At 68.1% G+C, this 16,416-nt stretch carries 13 protein-coding genes; 5 read left to right on the plus strand and 8 right to left on the minus strand.

Going from position 1 to position 16,416, the window contains the following annotated elements; genetic code table 11:
• Window positions 1-14: 14 nt before the first annotated feature.
• Complete coding sequence (nusA, locus tag ACNPM4_RS17770) at window positions 15-998, minus strand: transcription termination factor NusA (protein ID WP_029263669.1); 984 nt, start codon at window positions 996-998, stop codon at window positions 15-17.
• Between the two features lie 127 nt (window positions 999-1,125).
• On the opposite strand from nusA, the gene ACNPM4_RS17775 reads away from it, so the two are divergent.
• Entirely contained in the window at window positions 1,126-2,481 is a 1,356-nt protein-coding gene (locus ACNPM4_RS17775) for a flavin monoamine oxidase family protein (protein ID WP_448986564.1), read from the plus strand.
• Here ACNPM4_RS17775 and ACNPM4_RS17780 read toward each other — a convergent pair.
• Window positions 2,450-3,490 (minus strand): LOG family protein, encoded by a 1,041-nt coding sequence (locus ACNPM4_RS17780; RefSeq protein WP_448986565.1) that lies wholly within the window; start codon window positions 3,488-3,490, stop codon window positions 2,450-2,452. The genes ACNPM4_RS17775 and ACNPM4_RS17780 overlap by 32 nt on opposite strands.
• A 143-nt stretch (window positions 3,491-3,633) precedes the next feature.
• Between ACNPM4_RS17780 and ACNPM4_RS17785 the strand changes: the two genes are divergently transcribed.
• Window positions 3,634-4,137 (plus strand): pyridoxamine 5'-phosphate oxidase family protein, encoded by a 504-nt coding sequence (locus ACNPM4_RS17785; protein WP_105709751.1) that lies wholly within the window; start codon window positions 3,634-3,636, stop codon window positions 4,135-4,137.
• Between the two features lie 18 nt (window positions 4,138-4,155).
• Here ACNPM4_RS17785 and ACNPM4_RS17790 read toward each other — a convergent pair whose 3' ends face one another.
• Genes ACNPM4_RS17790 through ACNPM4_RS17800 form a run of 3 tightly spaced genes read right to left on the minus strand, consistent with a single transcriptional unit; the run spans window position 4,156 to window position 7,830 of the window.
• Window positions 4,156-5,913 carry a proline--tRNA ligase gene (locus ACNPM4_RS17790; RefSeq protein ID WP_448986566.1) on the minus strand — a complete coding sequence of 586 codons (1,758 nt, stop codon included), beginning with the start codon at window positions 5,911-5,913 and terminating at the stop codon, window positions 4,156-4,158.
• Window positions 5,914-5,955: 42 nt separating this feature from the next.
• Complete coding sequence (locus ACNPM4_RS17795) at window positions 5,956-6,726, minus strand: isocitrate lyase/PEP mutase family protein (protein WP_029263674.1); 771 nt, start codon at window positions 6,724-6,726, stop codon at window positions 5,956-5,958.
• A gap of 48 nt (window positions 6,727-6,774) precedes the next feature.
• Entirely contained in the window at window positions 6,775-7,830 is a 1,056-nt protein-coding gene (locus tag ACNPM4_RS17800; protein WP_448986567.1) for a zinc-dependent alcohol dehydrogenase family protein, read from the minus strand.
• A gap of 108 nt (window positions 7,831-7,938) precedes the next feature.
• On the opposite strand from ACNPM4_RS17800, the gene ACNPM4_RS17805 reads away from it, so the two are divergent.
• A complete protein-coding gene (locus tag ACNPM4_RS17805; RefSeq protein WP_448986568.1) occupies window positions 7,939-9,354 on the plus strand; it encodes an RNB domain-containing ribonuclease in 1,416 nt (471 codons plus the stop codon).
• A 58-nt stretch (window positions 9,355-9,412) separates the two neighbouring features.
• Here ACNPM4_RS17805 and ACNPM4_RS17810 read toward each other — a convergent pair whose 3' ends face one another.
• Both ACNPM4_RS17810 and ispG read right to left on the minus strand, forming a co-directional pair.
• The gene (locus ACNPM4_RS17810) at window positions 9,413-10,279 is read right to left on the minus strand and encodes an alanyl-tRNA editing protein (protein ID WP_448986569.1); all 867 of its coding nucleotides are present in this window, start codon (window positions 10,277-10,279) and stop codon (window positions 9,413-9,415) included.
• Between the two features lie 15 nt (window positions 10,280-10,294).
• Window positions 10,295-11,446 (minus strand): flavodoxin-dependent (E)-4-hydroxy-3-methylbut-2-enyl-diphosphate synthase, encoded by a 1,152-nt coding sequence (ispG, locus tag ACNPM4_RS17815; protein WP_181156187.1) that lies wholly within the window; start codon window positions 11,444-11,446, stop codon window positions 10,295-10,297.
• Between the two features lie 60 nt (window positions 11,447-11,506).
• Between ispG and ACNPM4_RS17820 the strand changes: the two genes are divergently transcribed.
• Window positions 11,507-12,133: a pyroglutamyl-peptidase I gene (locus ACNPM4_RS17820; RefSeq protein WP_448986570.1), complete on the plus strand. Its 627-nt coding sequence runs from the start codon at window positions 11,507-11,509 to the stop codon at window positions 12,131-12,133.
• Between the two features lie 171 nt (window positions 12,134-12,304).
• Window positions 12,305-14,188, plus strand: coding sequence for a chorismate-binding protein (locus ACNPM4_RS17825; RefSeq protein ID WP_448986571.1), 1,884 nt, complete (start codon window positions 12,305-12,307; stop codon window positions 14,186-14,188).
• Between the two features lie 4 nt (window positions 14,189-14,192).
• On the opposite strand, the gene ACNPM4_RS17830 is transcribed toward ACNPM4_RS17825, so the two are convergent.
• Window positions 14,193-16,416: DUF4135 domain-containing protein (locus ACNPM4_RS17830; RefSeq protein ID WP_448986572.1), on the minus strand; the 2,224-nt coding region annotated here is incomplete at its 5' end.

Raw genomic sequence — 16,416 nt, forward strand, 5'->3', positions numbered from 1 at the left:
AAGGCCGGAGCCGGTCAGTCGAGGACGCTGTCCGGCTGGATGTCGATCTTCGCACCCGTGAGCTTGGCGGCCAGACGCGCGTTCTGACCCTCCTTGCCGATCGCGAGTGACAGCTGGTAGTCGGGCACCAGCGCGCGGACGGCTTTGGTGCTCGCGTCGAGCACGAAGGCGCTCGTGACCTTCGCCGGCGAGAGAGCGTGCGCCACGAACGTGGGCAGATCGGCGTCGTAGTCGACGATGTCGATCTTCTCCCCCGCGAGCTCCTCCGTCACGGCGCGCACGCGGCGTCCGAGCTCGCCGATGCAGGCGCCCTTCGCGTTGATCGACGGGTCGTTCGCCTTGACCGCGATCTTCGTGCGGTGCCCGGCCTCGCGAGCCAGGGCCACGATCTCGACGAGACCGGCGGCGATCTCCGGCACCTCGAGCGCGAAGAGCTTGCGGACGAGCCCCGGGTGGGTGCGGGACACCGTGATCTGCGGTCCCTTGAGACCCTTGGCGACGCTGGTGACGTACACGCGCAGGCGTGATCCGTGGGTGTATTCCTCGCCGGGCACCTGCTCCTCGGGGGGCAGGATCGCCTCGACGGCACCGAGGTCGACGTGGATCATGCGCGGGTTCGGACCCTGCTGGATCACGCCGGCGACGATGTCGCCCTCTTTGTCCTTGAAGTCTCCGAGCACCACGTCGTCCGCGATGTCACGCAGACGCTGGCTGATGACCTGCTTGGCGGCGAAGGCCGCGATGCGACCGAAGTCGTCGGGGGTCGCATCCTCTTCGCCGATGATGGCGTCTTCCTCGTCGCGGACGACCTGCAGGATCGCGACGTGCCCGGTCTTGCGGTCCAGGTGCACGCGGACGCCTTCGGGCGTCACACCGTCGTCGGAGACGTGCTTGGAGTAAGCGGTCAGGATCGCCTGCTCGATGATCGCGACGAGTTCGTCGAAGGGGATCGCCTTCTCCTTCTCGATCCCTCGCAGAAGACTCAGTTCGATGTCCATGACGGCCTCTCTATTCAGCTCTCGTCGCGCCTGTTCGCACGCGCGACATCCGTACCACGATACCCTGTGCCGACCGGCCCCTGCCACGACGGCAGCAGTTTTCCGCGCCGGAAGTCGAGGAGGACAGATGGGATCGTTCGACACCATCGTGATCGGTGCGGGGATGTCGGGTGTCACCGCCGCCCGGATGCTCGCCGATGCCGGGCATCGGGTCGTGGTCCTCGAAGGACGCGATCGCATCGGTGGCCGGATGCACACCGACCGGGAAGCGAAGTTTCCCGTGGATCGCGGCGCCTCGTGGATCCATGGGATCGACGGTTCGCCGCTGTGGGATCTCGTCCAGGCGCTTCGGATTCCGACCATCGAGTACACGGTGGGCAGTTTCCAGGTCGGCGGGCGGCCCATCGAGAACTTCGACGGAGACGGAAGACCCATGGGCTCCGATGCCACCGCTCGATGGATCGACGACGTCGACGCGGTCGATCGCCTTCTCGTCGACGAGATCGCCGCCTCCTCCCCCGGCGACACATATCTGGATATGACGGAGCGCGCGCTCGATCGTTCCGGCCTCACCCCTGAGCGCATCGACGACATCCGCGAGTTCTTCCGCCACCGGGTCGAGGAGCAGTGCGGGGCCTGGATCGGAGACCTCGACGCGCACGGCCTCGACGAGGACGCGATAGACGGTGACGAGGTGATCTTCCCGCACGGCTACGACGAGGTGCCTCGACGCATCGGCGCGGGCCTCGACATCCGCTTCGAGACGACGGCGACGAAGATCGTCCGCTCCACCGGAGGGGTGACCGTCCATGCCGGCGACACGGCATTCACGGCGGATCAGGTCGTCGTGACGGTTCCGTTGGGCGCGCTCAAGGCAGGGTCGATCGAGTTCGAGCCGGCGCTGCCGGAGGCCGTGGCCGGTCCTCTCTCACGTCTCGGGATGGGGATCTTCAACAAGGTGTTCATCCAGTTCGACCAGCGGTTCTGGAACGAGGACAGCTATGTGCTGCGAGCGCTCGGCGAGGCCGGCGAGCACTGGCATTCCTGGTACGACGTGTCCGCCGTCAGCGGGCTGCCGACCCTACTGACCTTCGCCGCCGGGCCGTTCGGGCGGCGCATGCAGAAGCTTCCGGACGAGGAGGTGGTCGCCGACGTCGTGCGCGCGCTCCGCGTGCTCTACGGAGACGCGGTCGGCGAGCCCCGGGCGCACTGGGTCACGCACTGGGGCGACGACGAGTTCTCGAACGGCTCATACTCGTACCTCGCCCTCGGGTCCACGCACCACGACCACGACGACCTGGCCGGCCCCGTCGACGGAGTCCTGCACTTCGCGGGTGAGGCCACCTGGGGTGGCGAACCGGCGACCGTCGGGGCCGCCTACTACTCGGGGCGCCGAGCCGCGGAACGGGTGCTGGGCCGCACAGTCGACCTCGACGGGTTCGCGGCCCGCATCATCGAGCGGGAGCAGAAGGAAGCGCGTTGATCGCGCCGATCAGTCGGAACAGATTCCCGACCTGACGCTGATCGAGTTGGAGGATCAGCCGCGGCAGCTCCAGCTGGTCGTCGTCGACGATCTCGGGTTGCCGTGGCGCGGTCCGCTCGATCCGTCCGGAGGAGAGCATCGGGGCGAACTGTTCGTTCAGCGCGTCGATCTCTTCATCCGTCGGCTCGGCGCGCAGACGGAGCACGAGCGCGTCGCCGACCCAGCGCAGTGAGTCGTAGTTGTGCCAGAACCCGGTGATCTCCGCCCGAGCGGCCTCCACGGAATCGGTGATCACCACCCGATCGAAGTCGCCTTCCGAGATGACTCCGGTCGGTGCGAGGTGGTCGTCGATGAAGCTGCGAAGACCCTGCCAGAACGTCCCACCCGGCTGGTCCAGGAGCACGATCGGCGTCGGCTCCGCCTTGCCGGTCTGCTGCAGGGTGAGCAGCTCGAACATCTCGTCCAGGGTGCCGAATCCTCCGGGAAGGCAGATGAAGCCGAGCGATTCCTTGATGAGCATCAGCTTGCGAGTGAAGAAGTACTTCATCGCGACGACCTGATCGTTGTCGGTGAGGAGGCCCTGCGCCTTCTCCTCGAACGGCAGCCGGATCGACACGCCGAGCGAGAGTGCGGGACCGGCACCTTCGGAGGCAGCTTGCATGATCCCGGGGCCCGCGCCCGTGACGACCATCCAGCCATCGCCAGCCAGCGCCGCGGCAACGTCGCGCGCGGTGAGGTACAGGGGATCGTCCTGCCGGGTGCGGGCGGATCCGAAGACCGTCACCTTGGGCACTCCGCGGAACGGGGCGAACAGGCGGAAGGCGTCGCGCATCTCGGCCAGTGCCGCCGAGGCGATCTTCAGATCGAGGCGGTCGGCGCCGTCCTCGCCGAGCAGGATCGCCGTGCGCAGCATCCGCATCACCAGCCGTCGGTCGGTGTGCACCCCGGCCTCGTCGAGGACGGCGTTGATCTCGGAGCTGAGGGCTTCGGGCAGTGGTTCGTCGATCATGACACCAGCGTGGCACGCGGCGCGGAGACCGCGGCCCGCAACGCCGGGCATCGTGTCGACGTCCGACATCGCGGGCGTGAGCACTGCCTGACCGCGCTGTCAATGCCCGTGCCCTCCGCTCCCCCGCACGGCACTCTGACGACATGACCGAGATCACAGGAACCGAAGCCCTCGCCCGAGTCGCAGACCTCGTGGAAGACATCGACATCGCGATGCTCACCACCACGGACGACGACGGCAACCTCGTGAGCCGCCCGATGTCGACCCGACAGATGGATGAAGCGGGGAACATCTGGTTCTTCACGGCCGAGGACACCGAGAAGGTCGAGGAAGCACAGCGACACCACGACGTGGGCCTGGCCTACTGCGACGCCAAGGGCATGCGTTATGTATCCGTCGCCGGCACGGCCGAGGTCGTCCACGACCGGACCAAGATGGAGGAGCTCTACTCCACGTCGCTCGAGATCTGGTTCGCAGACGGACTGGAGACCCCGGGGATCACGCTCCTCAAGGTGACCCCGAAGGTGGTCGAGTTCTGGGAGCCGGCGAAGGGCAAGCTCGCGCTGGCTGCCGGCGCCCTGAAGTCGCTCGTCACCCGCGACACACCGGACGACGACATCATGAACCACGGCCACATCGTCTGCTGACGACGCGGCCGAGGTCTGTCAGGAAGCGGAGAGACGCCCCACGACGTCTTCCACAGAGACCGTGTCGCGGTCGCCGGTGCGGCGATCCCACAGCTCGACCTGACCGTCGGCCGCACCGCGTCCGACGATGACGATCTTCGGCACGCCGACGAGCTCGGCGTCACCGAACTTCACGCCGGGCGAGACCTTCGGGCGGTCGTCGTAGAGCACGTCGAGACCAGCGGCCTCGAGCTGAGCGGAAAGCCCCTCTGCCACCTCGAACGCGACCTGGTCCCGGCCGGCGGCGACCACCTGCACGTCGAACGGCGCGACGGAAGCGGGCCAGATCAGGCCCTTCTCGTCGTTGTTCAGCTCGGCGATGATCGCGAGGATGCGGGTCACGCCGATGCCGTACGAGCCCATCGTGACGGTGACGAGCTTGCCGTTCTCGTTCAAGACCTTGAGTCCCAGGGCCTCGGCGTACTTGCGGCCGAGCTGGAAGACGTGACCGATCTCCATGCCCCGGGCGAGCTCGACCGGGCCGGAGCCGTCGGGGGCGGGATCTCCCGCACGCACGTTCGCGATCTCCACGATCCCGTCGGCGGCGAAGTCGCGACCGGCGACGACGGAGTGCGCATGCTTCTCATCGATGTTCGCGCCGGTGATCCAGCTGGTGCCCTCGCTGACGCGCGGGTCGACCAGATAGCGGATGCCGGTGGCCGACTCCTCGCCGAGCACGGCGCCGGTCGGCGACCAGGGACCGATGTATCCCTTCACCAGAAGCGGATTGTTCTCGAAGTCGTCCGCCGTGGCCGTCTCGACCGCGGCGGGCGCGAACGCCACCTCGGCGCGTTTCTCATCGACCTCGCGGTCGCCGGGGATGCCGACGATGACAAGCTCGCGAGTGCCGTCCAGGTGGGTCAGGGCGAGGACGACGTTCTTCAGCGTGTCGGCCGCCGTGAACTCCCCCTCGAGCTCGCGGTTGGCGTGCGCGACCAGCGTCTCGATCGTCGGCGTGTCCGGCGAGTCGAAGATCACCGGCGCCGCATCTTCGTCGAACGGGACGGCGTCGGGAACCGCGGTGGTGAAAGCCTCGACATTCGCCGCATATCCGCCGGCGCTGCGCACGAAGGTGTCTTCGCCGACCGGGGTCGGGTGCAGGAACTCTTCGCTGCGGGAACCGCCCATCGCACCGGCATCCGCCTGCACGATGACGTACTCGAGGCCGAGCCTCTGGAAGATGCGCTCGTAGGCATCCCGCTGCGCCTGATAGCTGACGTTCAGACCCTCATCCGACGAATCGAACGAGTACGCGTCCTTCATCGTGAACTCACGGCCGCGGAGCAGGCCGGCGCGAGGACGAGCCTCGTCGCGGTACTTGTCCTGGATCTGGTAGATCGTGAGCGGTAGATCCTTGTACGACGAGTACAGGTCCTTCACGAGCAGCGTGAAAGCCTCTTCATGGGTCGGAGCGAGGAGGTAGTCGCCGCCCTTGCGGTCCTGCAGGCGGAAGAGCAGATCGCCGTACTCGTCCCAGCGGCCGCTGGCCTCGTAGGCTTCCCGCGGCATGAGTGCGGGGAAATGGACCTCCTGCGCGCCCGCGGCGGCCATCTCGTCGCGGATGACCGTCTCGATCTTCGCCTTGACGCGAAGCCCCAGCGGCAGCCACGCGAAGATGCCGGCGGCCTGCGGGCGGATGTATCCGGCCCGGATCAGCAGCCGGTGACTGGCGACCTCTGCGCCTGCAGGGTCTTCGCGGAGCGTACGGAGGAAGAAGTTCGAAAGACGAGTGACCACGGAGCAAGTCTAGTGAGCCGTGACCACTCGTCTTCGACGCCGTCAGTTGAGAGCGGGCAGGTTCGCGGGCACGACGCCGCCGGCGTACAGGTCGGCCGCGAGCTCCTGGAGTGCGGTGAGCGCGACCCGCTGCGGAAGCGGACCGTAGGAGATCCGGGCGACACCGAGCTTCTCGTACTCCGACGCGGCGAGGGCGCCGGGGATGCCGATCACGCTGACCTTGCGCTCCCCGATGCCCTCGACGAGCTGACGGGTGACGTTCATGTCGAGGATGCCGGGGACGAACACGGCCGTCGCCCCGGCGTCGAGGTAGGCGCGCCCGCGCTGGATCGCGTCGGCGATGCTCTCCGGGACCGAGCGTGCACCGGCGCGGACGAAGGCATCCGTCCGCGCATTGAGCGCGAAGGGCACGCCCTCGGCCTCGGCCGCTTTGACGATCGCCGCGACGGCGGCGACGGATTCATCCAGCGGCTTGAGACGGTCTTCGACGTTCGCGCCCACGACGCCGGCCCCGATGGCGAGGCGCGTGGTCTCGCCCGCGTCGCCGTAGCCGTCGTCGAGGTCAGCCGTGACCGGGACCTGGACGGCGGCAGCGATCCGCCCCACCATGTCGATCATGATCTCGCGGGGGGTCGCGCCGTCGTCGTAACCGAACGATGCGGCGATGCCGTGCCCCGCGGTGGCGAGTGCCTTCGTCTCCGGGAGGGCGGCGACCGCCCGCGCGGACACGACATCCCACACGTTCACGACGCGGAGGATCTCCGGAGCGTCATAGAGTCCGACAAGGGTCTGGGCCTTGGATGCAGTCGTCATGATTACACGCTAACGCGGGACACGGACGGTCGGGCCGACTTCGATGCATCAGGCGTTGAGTACCACCTTGAGCGCCTTGGTCTCCGCCGCACGGCTGAACGTGTCGTACGCACTCTCGATGTCGTCGAGCGCGAAGAGGTGGCTGACGAAGCCGCTCGGATCGATGCGCTGCTCCGCGACGAGTTTCGTCAGCATCCGCGCGGTGTTCGCGTTGACGAGTCCTGTCGTGATCGTGAGGTTCTGAATCCACAGCCGGTCCAGCGGGAAGTCCACCGGCGCACCGTGAACGCCGACGTTGGCCACGTGGCCACCCGGCCGCACCATCTCGACCGCCATCCCCCACGTCCGGGGAATCCCCACCGCTTCGATGGCGACGTCGACTCCGAGTCCGTCGGTGAGCGCCATCACCTGTTCCCGCCAGTCGCTGTCCGAGGAAACCACCGCGTGCGTGGCGCCGAACTGCAGCGCGAGCTCCGCACGATTGGCGTCGAGATCGATCGCGATGACCTTGCTCGGCCCGTAGAGCTGGGCCGTCATGACCGCGGCGAGGCCGACCGGACCGGCACCGACGACGGCGACGACATCGCCTGCTTTGACCCCGCCGTACTGCACGCCGATCTCGTGTCCGGTCGGCAGGATGTCACTGAGAAGCACGGCCGTCTCGGGAGCGAGCCCTTCGGGGAGCCGGTGCAGAGACGTCTCGGCGAACGGCACTCTCACGAACTCCGCCTGAGTACCGTCGATGAGGTGCCCGAGGATCCAGCCGATACCCGATGCGCCTTCGCTCGCAAGGCAGTGCGACTGCAGACCGGCGACGCAGAATTCGCACTTTCCGCAGGCACTGATGCAGGAGATGATCACGCGGTCGCCCACCGCCAGTCCGGTGACGGCGTCGCCGACCTCCGTGATGACACCCACTCCCTCATGCCCCAGGATGCGCCCGTCGGTGACGTCGGGAACGTCGCCCTTCAGGATGTGGAGATCGGTCCCGCAGATCGTCGTGCTCTCGATGCGGACGATCGCGTCGGTCCCCGCCAGGATCTTCGGATCCGGAACTTCCTCCCATGCCTTCTGACCGGGACCGCGGAAAACAAGTGCCTTCATGAGCTTCTCCTTCATCGAGGATTTCCTGGATCTTCTCCAGTAACATTTTACCATCTGAGGGGCAGTCGTGTCCGGGCTGATGGCCGGTACGCCGCCTAGTGTGGACCCATGCCGCAGCGCCGATCGCATGTGTCCCCGTCCGCCGCTCAGACCGAGCTCGCCACGGCCCTCGCCGTCCTGCGGGAAGCTGCCGAGGCATCGCTCGGATTCCCGCCCGCGGTGCTCGCCGAAGCGGATTCGGCCACCGCGCCTCAGCCGGCGCTGGATCTTCGGGACCTCTCGTTCGCGACTCTGGACCCGGAGGGCTCGCGCGATCTGGATCAGGCGTTCCAGCTGGAGCGCACCGCATCGGGCTACACCGTTCGATACGCGATCGCAGACGTTCCCGCGTTCGTCGTCCCCGACGGAGCAGTGGATGCCGAAGCTCGTCGTCGCGGGCAGACCCTGTATGCGGCGGATGGCAGAATCCCCTTGCATCCCCCCGTCCTCAGCGAGGATCGCGCATCACTCCTCGCCGGGGTCGACCGCCCGGCGTTGGTCTGGACCTTCTCTCTCGACCCCACGGGTGCGGTGACCGGGTTCCGGCTCGAACGCGCCCTGATCCGCTCTCGCGCGCAACTCGACTACGAGAGCACGCAGCGGTCGCTGGATCGGGGCGAAGACGGACCGGCGTCGCTGCTGCCCGAGATCGGCGCTCTTCGCATCGAGCAGGAGCGACTGCGGGGCGGGGCGAGCCTCAACCTCCCCGACGAGGAGGTCGTGCGCGCCCCGGATGGCACGTATGCGATCGAACGCCGCAGCCCCCTCCCCGTCGAGGAGTGGAACGCCCAGCTCTCACTCATGACCGGGATGGCGGCGGCGTCCCTCATGCTCGATGCCGGGATCGGAATCCTTCGCACGATGCCGGAACCGGATGCCGAGGCCTTCGACACCTTCCGGCACCAGACCGAGGCCCTCGGGCGGTCGTGGACGACGGGCACGTACGGCGAGTACCTTCGCGGGCTCGATCGCCGTGACCCGATCACTCTCCCGGTACTCGAAGCGGCGGCATCCCTGTTCCGGGGCGCCGGCTATCGAGTGTTCGACGGAGCCGTTCCGCAGGACGCCGCACAGGCGGCGATCGCGGCCCCCTACGCCCACGCCACCGCTCCCCTGCGCCGACTCGTCGACCGCTGGACGCTGACGATCTGCCTCGCGGTCTCGAACGGCGAACCGGTACCCGGCTGGGTGCGTGACTCGCTCGACGAGCTCCCCGCTCTCATGCAGGAGTCCAGCCAACGGGCATCCCGGTTGAACTCGGCCACGATCAACACCGTCGAGGCCGCGCTGCTCACTCCGCTTGTCGGGACGACGATCGAGGCGACCGTGATCTCGCTGCGCGGCGAGCGTGCGACGATCCAGATCGCGGAACCGGCCGTCACGGCGACAGCACCCGTTCCCCCCGGCGCGAAGCCGGGCGACGTCGTGCGGCTTCGCGTCACCCGTGCGGACATCGCCGCGGGAGAGGTGGAGTTCGCTCTGTGACGCCGCCGCCGGGGCCGTGCGCCCGCGCTCCGGTGCGGATCGATCTCGTGCGCTGAGGTCAGACGGCAGGGGTCGCCGTCGTCGTCATCACGAGCAGCTGGGGGTCCGTCAGATCGAGCGACACGGAGATCGACGAAAACTCGGACAGCGACCCCACATGGGTGCCACCGCACAGGATCACGGCCTCACCTTCGGGGAGCTCGCAGTGCCAGCGACGGCGATCGACGATCGTCGGCCCCTCCGTCTCGACCCGGCTGGTGGCCCCTGCGGCGATCCACCCGGTGAGCTGAGCGTTGATCCGCTGCTCCCGGTCGGCGAGAGTCGCCGCGAAGGTCTCGGTGTCGAAGCCCGCACGGCGAAGGCTCTTGCCGAGACGGTACTCATCGACCGCGCCGTCCTCGTGGATGCGACTGGACTGATTGGCGCGCCCCTCGAAGTCCGGATTCCCGAGCGCGTCCGCACCCGGATCCTTCCGCCACAGGTCGGCGACAGCGAGATCCAGAGCAAGAGAGGCGAGATGGCAAGCCGTGTGGCCGCGGCTGAGTCCTTCACGCCGAGAGCCGTCGACGCTCAGCCGCACACGGGAGCCTTCGGCCAGCCATGCGGGAGCCGCGCCGTCGATGCGGTGAGCGACGAGCCAGGTCCACCCCTCGGTACCGCGCTTGACGGGGATGTCGCTCCCGACGGCGAACTCGCTCTCGTCGGAGACCGCAGCCATCAGCGCCTCGACGACCGGAACCGTCTCATCTCCCGCGGCGATCGCGCCGGCATCACCCGGCTGGTCGGGCCAGGTGTGGTCGACGGGGTGGAACGGCGTCGCATCGACGACGACGACCGTCCCGTCGGGGCCGCTCTCCACCCGGGTGACCATGCCCTCCCCTGTGATGGCACCGCCGGCGAAGGACACGATGGTGGGCGTCGACATGGATCTCCTCTGCGGTCAGACCGCGACGACCTGAGCGGTGCCGAGAGGCGCTTCGGGCCCCATCTCGGCAGCGATCCGGTTCGCCTCTTCGATCAGGGTCGCGACGATGTCCGCCTCCGGAACGGTCTTGATGACCTCGCCCTTGACGAAGATCTGCCCCTTGCCGTTGCCGGACGCCACGCCGAGGTCAGCTTCCCGAGCCTCACCGGGTCCGTTCACGACGCATCCCATGACAGCCACGCGCAGCGGCACCGTCATGTCCTTGAGCCCCTCGGTGACGTCCTCGGCGAGCGTGTACACGTCGACCTGGGCACGACCGCACGAGGGGCACGAGACGATCTCGAGCTTGCGCTCGCGCAGGTTGAGCGACTGCAGGATCTGGTGTCCGACCTTGACCTCCTCCGCGGGAGGAGCAGACAGGGACACGCGGATGGTGTCGCCGATGCCCTCGCCGAGCAGGATGCCGAAGGCCGTCGCGCTCTTGATCGTCCCCTGGAATGCCGGGCCGGCCTCGGTCACGCCGAGATGCAGAGGCCAGTCGCCACGCTCGGCGAGCTGACGATAGGCCTTCACCATCACGATCGGGTCGTTGTGCTTGACCGAGATCTTGAAGTCGTGGAAGTCGTGCTCCTCGAACAGCGACGCCTCCCAGACAGCGCTCTCGACGAGTGCTTCGGCGGTCGCCTTGCCGTGCTTGGCGAGGATCCGACGGTCCAGGGATCCGGCGTTCACTCCGATTCGCAGCGAGACGCCCGCGGCTTTGGCGGCTGCCGCGATCTTGCCGACGTTGCCGTCGAACTCCCGGATGTTCCCCGGGTTTACACGAACGGCGCCACAACCGGCGTCGATCGCGGTGTAGATGTAGCGCGGCTGGAAGTGGATGTCGGCGATCACCGGGATCTGGCTCTTCATCGCGATGATCTTCAGGGCGTCCGCATCGTCTTGGTGCGGCACGGCGACACGAACGATCTCGCAGCCCGATGCCGTGAGTTCGGCGATCTGCTGCAGCGTCCCGTTGATGTCGGTCGTCTTCGTGGTCGTCATCGACTGCACGCTGACGGGAGCGTTGCCGCCCACGAGCACCTTGCCCACTTTGATCTGCCGAGACTTCCGGCGGGGGGCGAGGACTTCGGGGATCTTCGGCATTCCGAGGTTCACTGCTGGCACCCCTCAAGCCTACGCCGCCAGGATGCAAGTGGGCTGGACGGACGCACCTACGCTGGACCCATGGCGCTCATTCTTCTGACGGGCTTCGAGCCCTTCGACGGCGCATCCCGCAACCCGTCGGCCGATGCCGTGCACGCGGTCGCCGCCGACTACGACGGTCCGCACGAGCTCGTCGTCGCGACACTGCCCGTCGCTTTCGAGTCATCCGCGCGACGCCTCCGCGCGGTGATCGACCGGCACTCCCCCGACGCCGTCATCGCCACCGGGCTCGCCGGCGGGCGTCCGCAGATCGCGGTCGAGCGCATCGGCGTGAACCTGATGGACGCGCGCATCCCCGACAACGACGGCGCCCAGCCCGTCGATGCCGCCTGCGAACCCGATGGTCCCGCGGCCCGCTTCGCGACCCTTCCGGTCAAGCACCTTGTCAGGACTCTCACCGCGCACGGGCTGCCGGCGCAGCTCTCCCTGTCGGCGGGTTCCTACGTGTGCAATCACGTGCTCTACACCGCACTGGGCGCTGTCCCGGCCGACACCGTCGCAGGGTTCGTGCATCTTCCGTGGTCGACGAGCACCGCACCGGCGGAGGCTCCGCATCTCCCCGACGAGGTGTTGGCGCGTGCGGTGCGCCTCGTCGTGGATCATGCCCTCGACGCGGAGGTCGAGGAGCCCGGCGGAAGCATCTGGTGACGTCATCGCGCCGAAGCCGGCATCGGCGATGTGGTAGTTTCGGCCCCATGCTCGCGAACTTCACCTGGTGGCCCGCCTTCTAGGCGGTGTGTTCGCGTTCCCACGAATCCCGACCGCCTCCCGGGCGGTTTTTTCGTTGCGCCGAGCCGGAGCCTTGCACAGGAGACATCGATGACCCTCTCACGACTCGCCGAGCTCAGCGCCGACCCGGCAGCATCCTTCGTCCTGATCGCCCGCGACGGCGCAGACACCGTCGAACTGCTCAGCGGCGATGTGGTGGATGTCGAGCTTCTCGCCGACATCCCGCTCACGATCGACGGAACCCCCCGCGAGATCTTCGCGATGGTTCCGTATCGTCAGGTGCGCGAACGCGGATTCGTCGCCCAGGACGACGGCGCTCCGCTGCGATGCGTGATCGTCGACGAGCACCTCCACCTGCCGACGTCGCAGCTCCTCGCCGCGCTCCCGACCGCTCCCGTACCCCTGCACGACGACGGGTTCGACATCGCGGATGCGGAGTACGCGGCGATCGTCGAGAAGGTCATCGCGGAGGAGATCGGTCGAGGCGAGGGTGCGAACTTCGTCATCCGGCGCGACTTCACCGCGAACATCGACGTGGACGACCGGACTGCGGCCCTGACCTGGTTCCGCGCCTTGCTCACCCACGAACGCGGCGCGTACTGGACGTTCGCTGTCTTCACCCCCGGCCACATCGCCGTCGGCGCGAGCCCCGAGGCGCATGTCGTCGCCCGCGAGGGCGTGGTCACGATGAACCCGATCTCGGGCACGTTCCGTCACCCCGCAGGCGGGGCCACCAAAGAGACCCTGATCGACTTCCTCGCCTCCACCAAGGAGACCGAGGAGCTGTTCATGGTCGTGGATGAAGAGCTGAAGATGATGAGCGCCGTGTGCTCCGACGGTGGACGCATCACCGGTCCGCACCTGAAGGAGATGTCGCGGCTCACGCACACCGAGTACATGCTGCGCGGACGCAGCACCCTCGACCCGCGCGACATCCTGCGCGAGACGATGTTCGCGCCGACGGTGACCGGATCCCCGATGCAGAACGCCTGCGCCGTGATCCGACGCCACGAACGGAAGCCTCGCGGTTACTACTCGGGCGTCGCCGCACTGTTCACCCCGAACGCGGACGGCGGACACGACCTCGATGCGCCGATCCTGATCCGCACCGTGTACCTGCAGGGCGGGACGCTCAGTGTGCCCGTCGGCGCCACCCTGGTTCGTCACTCCGATCCGCAGGGAGAGGTCTCCGAGACCCATGGAAAGGCCGCGGGCGTGCTGGGTGCGATCGGGGCCATCGACCGGGACCGCGTGGCCGAGGCGCGCAGCGATGCCGATGCGCCGGCCGAGGAGCGTGCTCTCGCCGATGATCCCCAGGTCGCCGCGCTGCTCTCTTCACGCAATGCGCGCCTCGCCGAATTCTGGCTGAACCCGCAGGGCGAGGAGTTCACCGGACCGTTCGTCGGGCGCACCGCACTGGTCGTGGACGCGGAAGACCGGTTCACGACCATGCTCGCGCACCAGCTCCGTCACCTCGGTCTCACTGTGACCATCGCCGGATGGAGCGAAGTGCAGGATGCCGACCTCGATGCCGCCGACCTCGTCGTCGCGGGCCCGGGCCCCGGGGATCCCCGGGATCTGCAGAACCGCCGGATCGCCAGGATGCGCGAGGTGGTCGCCCGTCGCCTCGATGCAGGAGCCCCGTTGCTGGCGGTGTGCCTCAGCCACCAGATCCTCGCCGACCGACTCGGGGTGGCGCTGACCCCGCTCGACGCCCCGCATCAGGGCCTGCAGAAGTCCGTCCCGGTGTTCGAGGAGAATGCCTCGATCGGCTTCTACAACACGTTCACCGCACGCGTCCTCCCCGAGACGACGACGGTCGGGCCGGCAGAGGTCTCGGCCGATGCCGCCTCCGGCGACGTGTTCGCTCTGCGCGGTGCCCACTTCGCATCCGTACAGGGACATCTCGAGTCGATCCTCTCGCGCGACGGCATCCGCACGCTCGAGCGCCTCGTGTCGTACGCTTTCGCCTGAGCGGTCAGCCGAGCTCGTACGACAGGGAGGCCAGCCGCACACTGGCTCGGTCGCGGTGCGCCGCGAGATAGAGAAGCTTGCCGGACAACCCGGTGAACAGCCCGACCCTGCTCGCGTACGGCGGTTCGGCGACCTCACCGAGCGGATCGCGGATGAGCATCTCGAGCGCCTCACGACGCGTTCGATCGGCATCACGGCGTCCCCACCGGTCGATGTACGGCGCTGACTGCTGAACGATCGCACGGCCGAGGCTGCCGTGACAGAGAGACGTCCCCGTGAGAGGAGAACCCACCATCCTCTCGCGCAGTTCATCGATGCCCGACTCATGCCCCACCTGCAACCGTGACTCGATCTGGCCGGTCGCTCCCCAGCACCAGGAACCGGAGAGTGCCTTCTGCGCCTGCTCCCTGTCCCCGGCAGCTTCCGCCTTGGAGAGGAGCGTCTGCTCGAGGTCGAAGCACTCGCTCACGAACGCACGCACGTCGGGATCGTCGCTCTCAGCGGCAAGAGCGAGCACGATCCCGGACAGCCCGTGGGCGAGGCCCGGCTCGGCACGCCCCTTCCGCAGCGTCGTGGCGACGATCTCGACCAGCCGGTCGCGAGCCGCCGAGCCGAGTCGCGACAACGGAGCTGCGCCGCGAATCGCCCCGAGACGCTCTGCAGCGAGCACCACACCGGCGGCGCCGTTGAGATGATCGGGGGAAGCCATGCTCGGAGACAGGCCGTCCAGTGCCGCACACACGACGCCCAGCCGATCGAGCGTCTCCGCGTCGTCGCGCAGCCGGGCGGCCTCCCCCAACGCGAGCGCCGCGCCGAGTGGGCCCTCGCCCAGTCCGAGCGAGAGCACTTCATCCGTCGATCGTGCCCGGCTCTCGACGAATCTCTCCAGCGCGCGCAGCAGCGAGTCGCTCGTCAGACGATAGAGATCATCGGCCCGATGACTCTCCAGACCCGCAGCGCCGGCGGCGAGGACGATCCCCGCCAGTCCGTCGTAGACGCCGTTCCGCGTCACGAAGATCTCGTGGCGACTCGGAGAGTGCTGAATCGACGAGACCCACCACACATGATCGCCCGTCCGCTGCGCGGTCGCACGGAGCCGGTCGACGATCTGCTCGATCATCGGAACCGGGCTCGGCATCCGTCGTACGTCCTGCGGCACGGTCCGGGGTGTCGAGTCCACGGTCCAATCCGGATCCTCGAGGCCCAGCTCGAGACTCCGTCGCAACAGGTGGGCCTGACCGGGCACCGCGCCCCGGTCCGTGAGGGCGAGGAAGCGCTCGGTCCACAGGCCGAGTACGTCGCGTCCGGTCTCCAGGGCGTTCCCCGTGCCCGACTCGAGGCGACCTCGCCCGACATCGACTTCGAACACGGGCACGCAGCCGTCATCGAGCTGCCGTGCCTCCTCCTGCAGGATCCACGCGACCTCTGCGCCCGAAGGCGAGGCCCCGGCCGTCCGCTCGCCGTGCGGCGCCTTCACCTGGAGCAGACTGACGAACGACGCCGTGGAGCGCGTGAGGATCCGGCACCTCAGGTCGTCCCGGCGTGCGACGGCGGTGATGATGCGCTCCTGCACGTCCGGATCGCTCAGGCGAGCCGACGCGTCGCCGAAGCCCTCCTCGAGATCGGCGACATGATCGGCGAACGGGGCGCGGGTCGAGCCGATGTGGGGCTGACTCCCGAACACCTGAGGCTCGAGCAGCCGCTCGTACGATGTGCGCAGCACTCCGTCTCGGCGCGTGATCCTCCGCACCTGCGCCTGCCGCGCAGGGTCGGCGAACGCACCGAGGGCACTCGCGTCGTACGGATCGGCATCCTCGAAGCGTTTGCCCCAGTTGGGGACGAGGAGCGTCGCGAGGAGGCTGGGGGCGTTTCGGGCGAAGTACCCGTCGTCGGCCGGCGACGAGGAAGACAGCCCGGAACCGAACGCGCACTCCGCGTCGATGACGTACGGCGCACCCCGCGCGCACTTCACGTTCTCGTAGTGGAGGTCCTGCATGCCGAGGGCGCTCGCGACCGCGATCAGTGCACCGAATCGTCGGTAGTAGACGGCACGCTCCCGGTCTGTCTCCACGTTCTCGAAGACGATGTACTCCTGCCAGCCGTGCGTCCCGCGATCGAGAGTCCGCGGGATCCTCGGCGGATCGGGCAGCTCCAGGATGCCGAGGATCTCGTCGATGAGCACATCCGGTGCGAGCGAACGCGGCTTGTACACCAGCACCGGGCGTCCC

The organism is Microbacterium umsixpiens (assembly GCF_053543675.1).

Coding starts and splice junctions, on each gene's coding strand:
- nusA (WP_029263669.1), bottom strand. CDS start 998: ATGGACATCGAACTGAGTCTTCTGCGAGGGATCGAGAAGGAGAAGGCG.
- ACNPM4_RS17775 (WP_448986564.1), top strand. CDS start 1,126: ATGGGATCGTTCGACACCATCGTGATCGGTGCGGGGATGTCGGGTGTC.
- ACNPM4_RS17780 (WP_448986565.1), bottom strand. CDS start 3,490: ATGATCGACGAACCACTGCCCGAAGCCCTCAGCTCCGAGATCAACGCC.
- ACNPM4_RS17785 (WP_105709751.1), top strand. CDS start 3,634: ATGACCGAGATCACAGGAACCGAAGCCCTCGCCCGAGTCGCAGACCTC.
- ACNPM4_RS17795 (WP_029263674.1), bottom strand. CDS start 6,726: ATGACGACTGCATCCAAGGCCCAGACCCTTGTCGGACTCTATGACGCT.
- ACNPM4_RS17800 (WP_448986567.1), bottom strand. CDS start 7,830: ATGAAGGCACTTGTTTTCCGCGGTCCCGGTCAGAAGGCATGGGAGGAA.
- ACNPM4_RS17805 (WP_448986568.1), top strand. CDS start 7,939: ATGCCGCAGCGCCGATCGCATGTGTCCCCGTCCGCCGCTCAGACCGAG.
- ACNPM4_RS17810 (WP_448986569.1), bottom strand. CDS start 10,279: ATGTCGACGCCCACCATCGTGTCCTTCGCCGGCGGTGCCATCACAGGG.
- ACNPM4_RS17820 (WP_448986570.1), top strand. CDS start 11,507: ATGGCGCTCATTCTTCTGACGGGCTTCGAGCCCTTCGACGGCGCATCC.
- ACNPM4_RS17825 (WP_448986571.1), top strand. CDS start 12,305: ATGACCCTCTCACGACTCGCCGAGCTCAGCGCCGACCCGGCAGCATCC.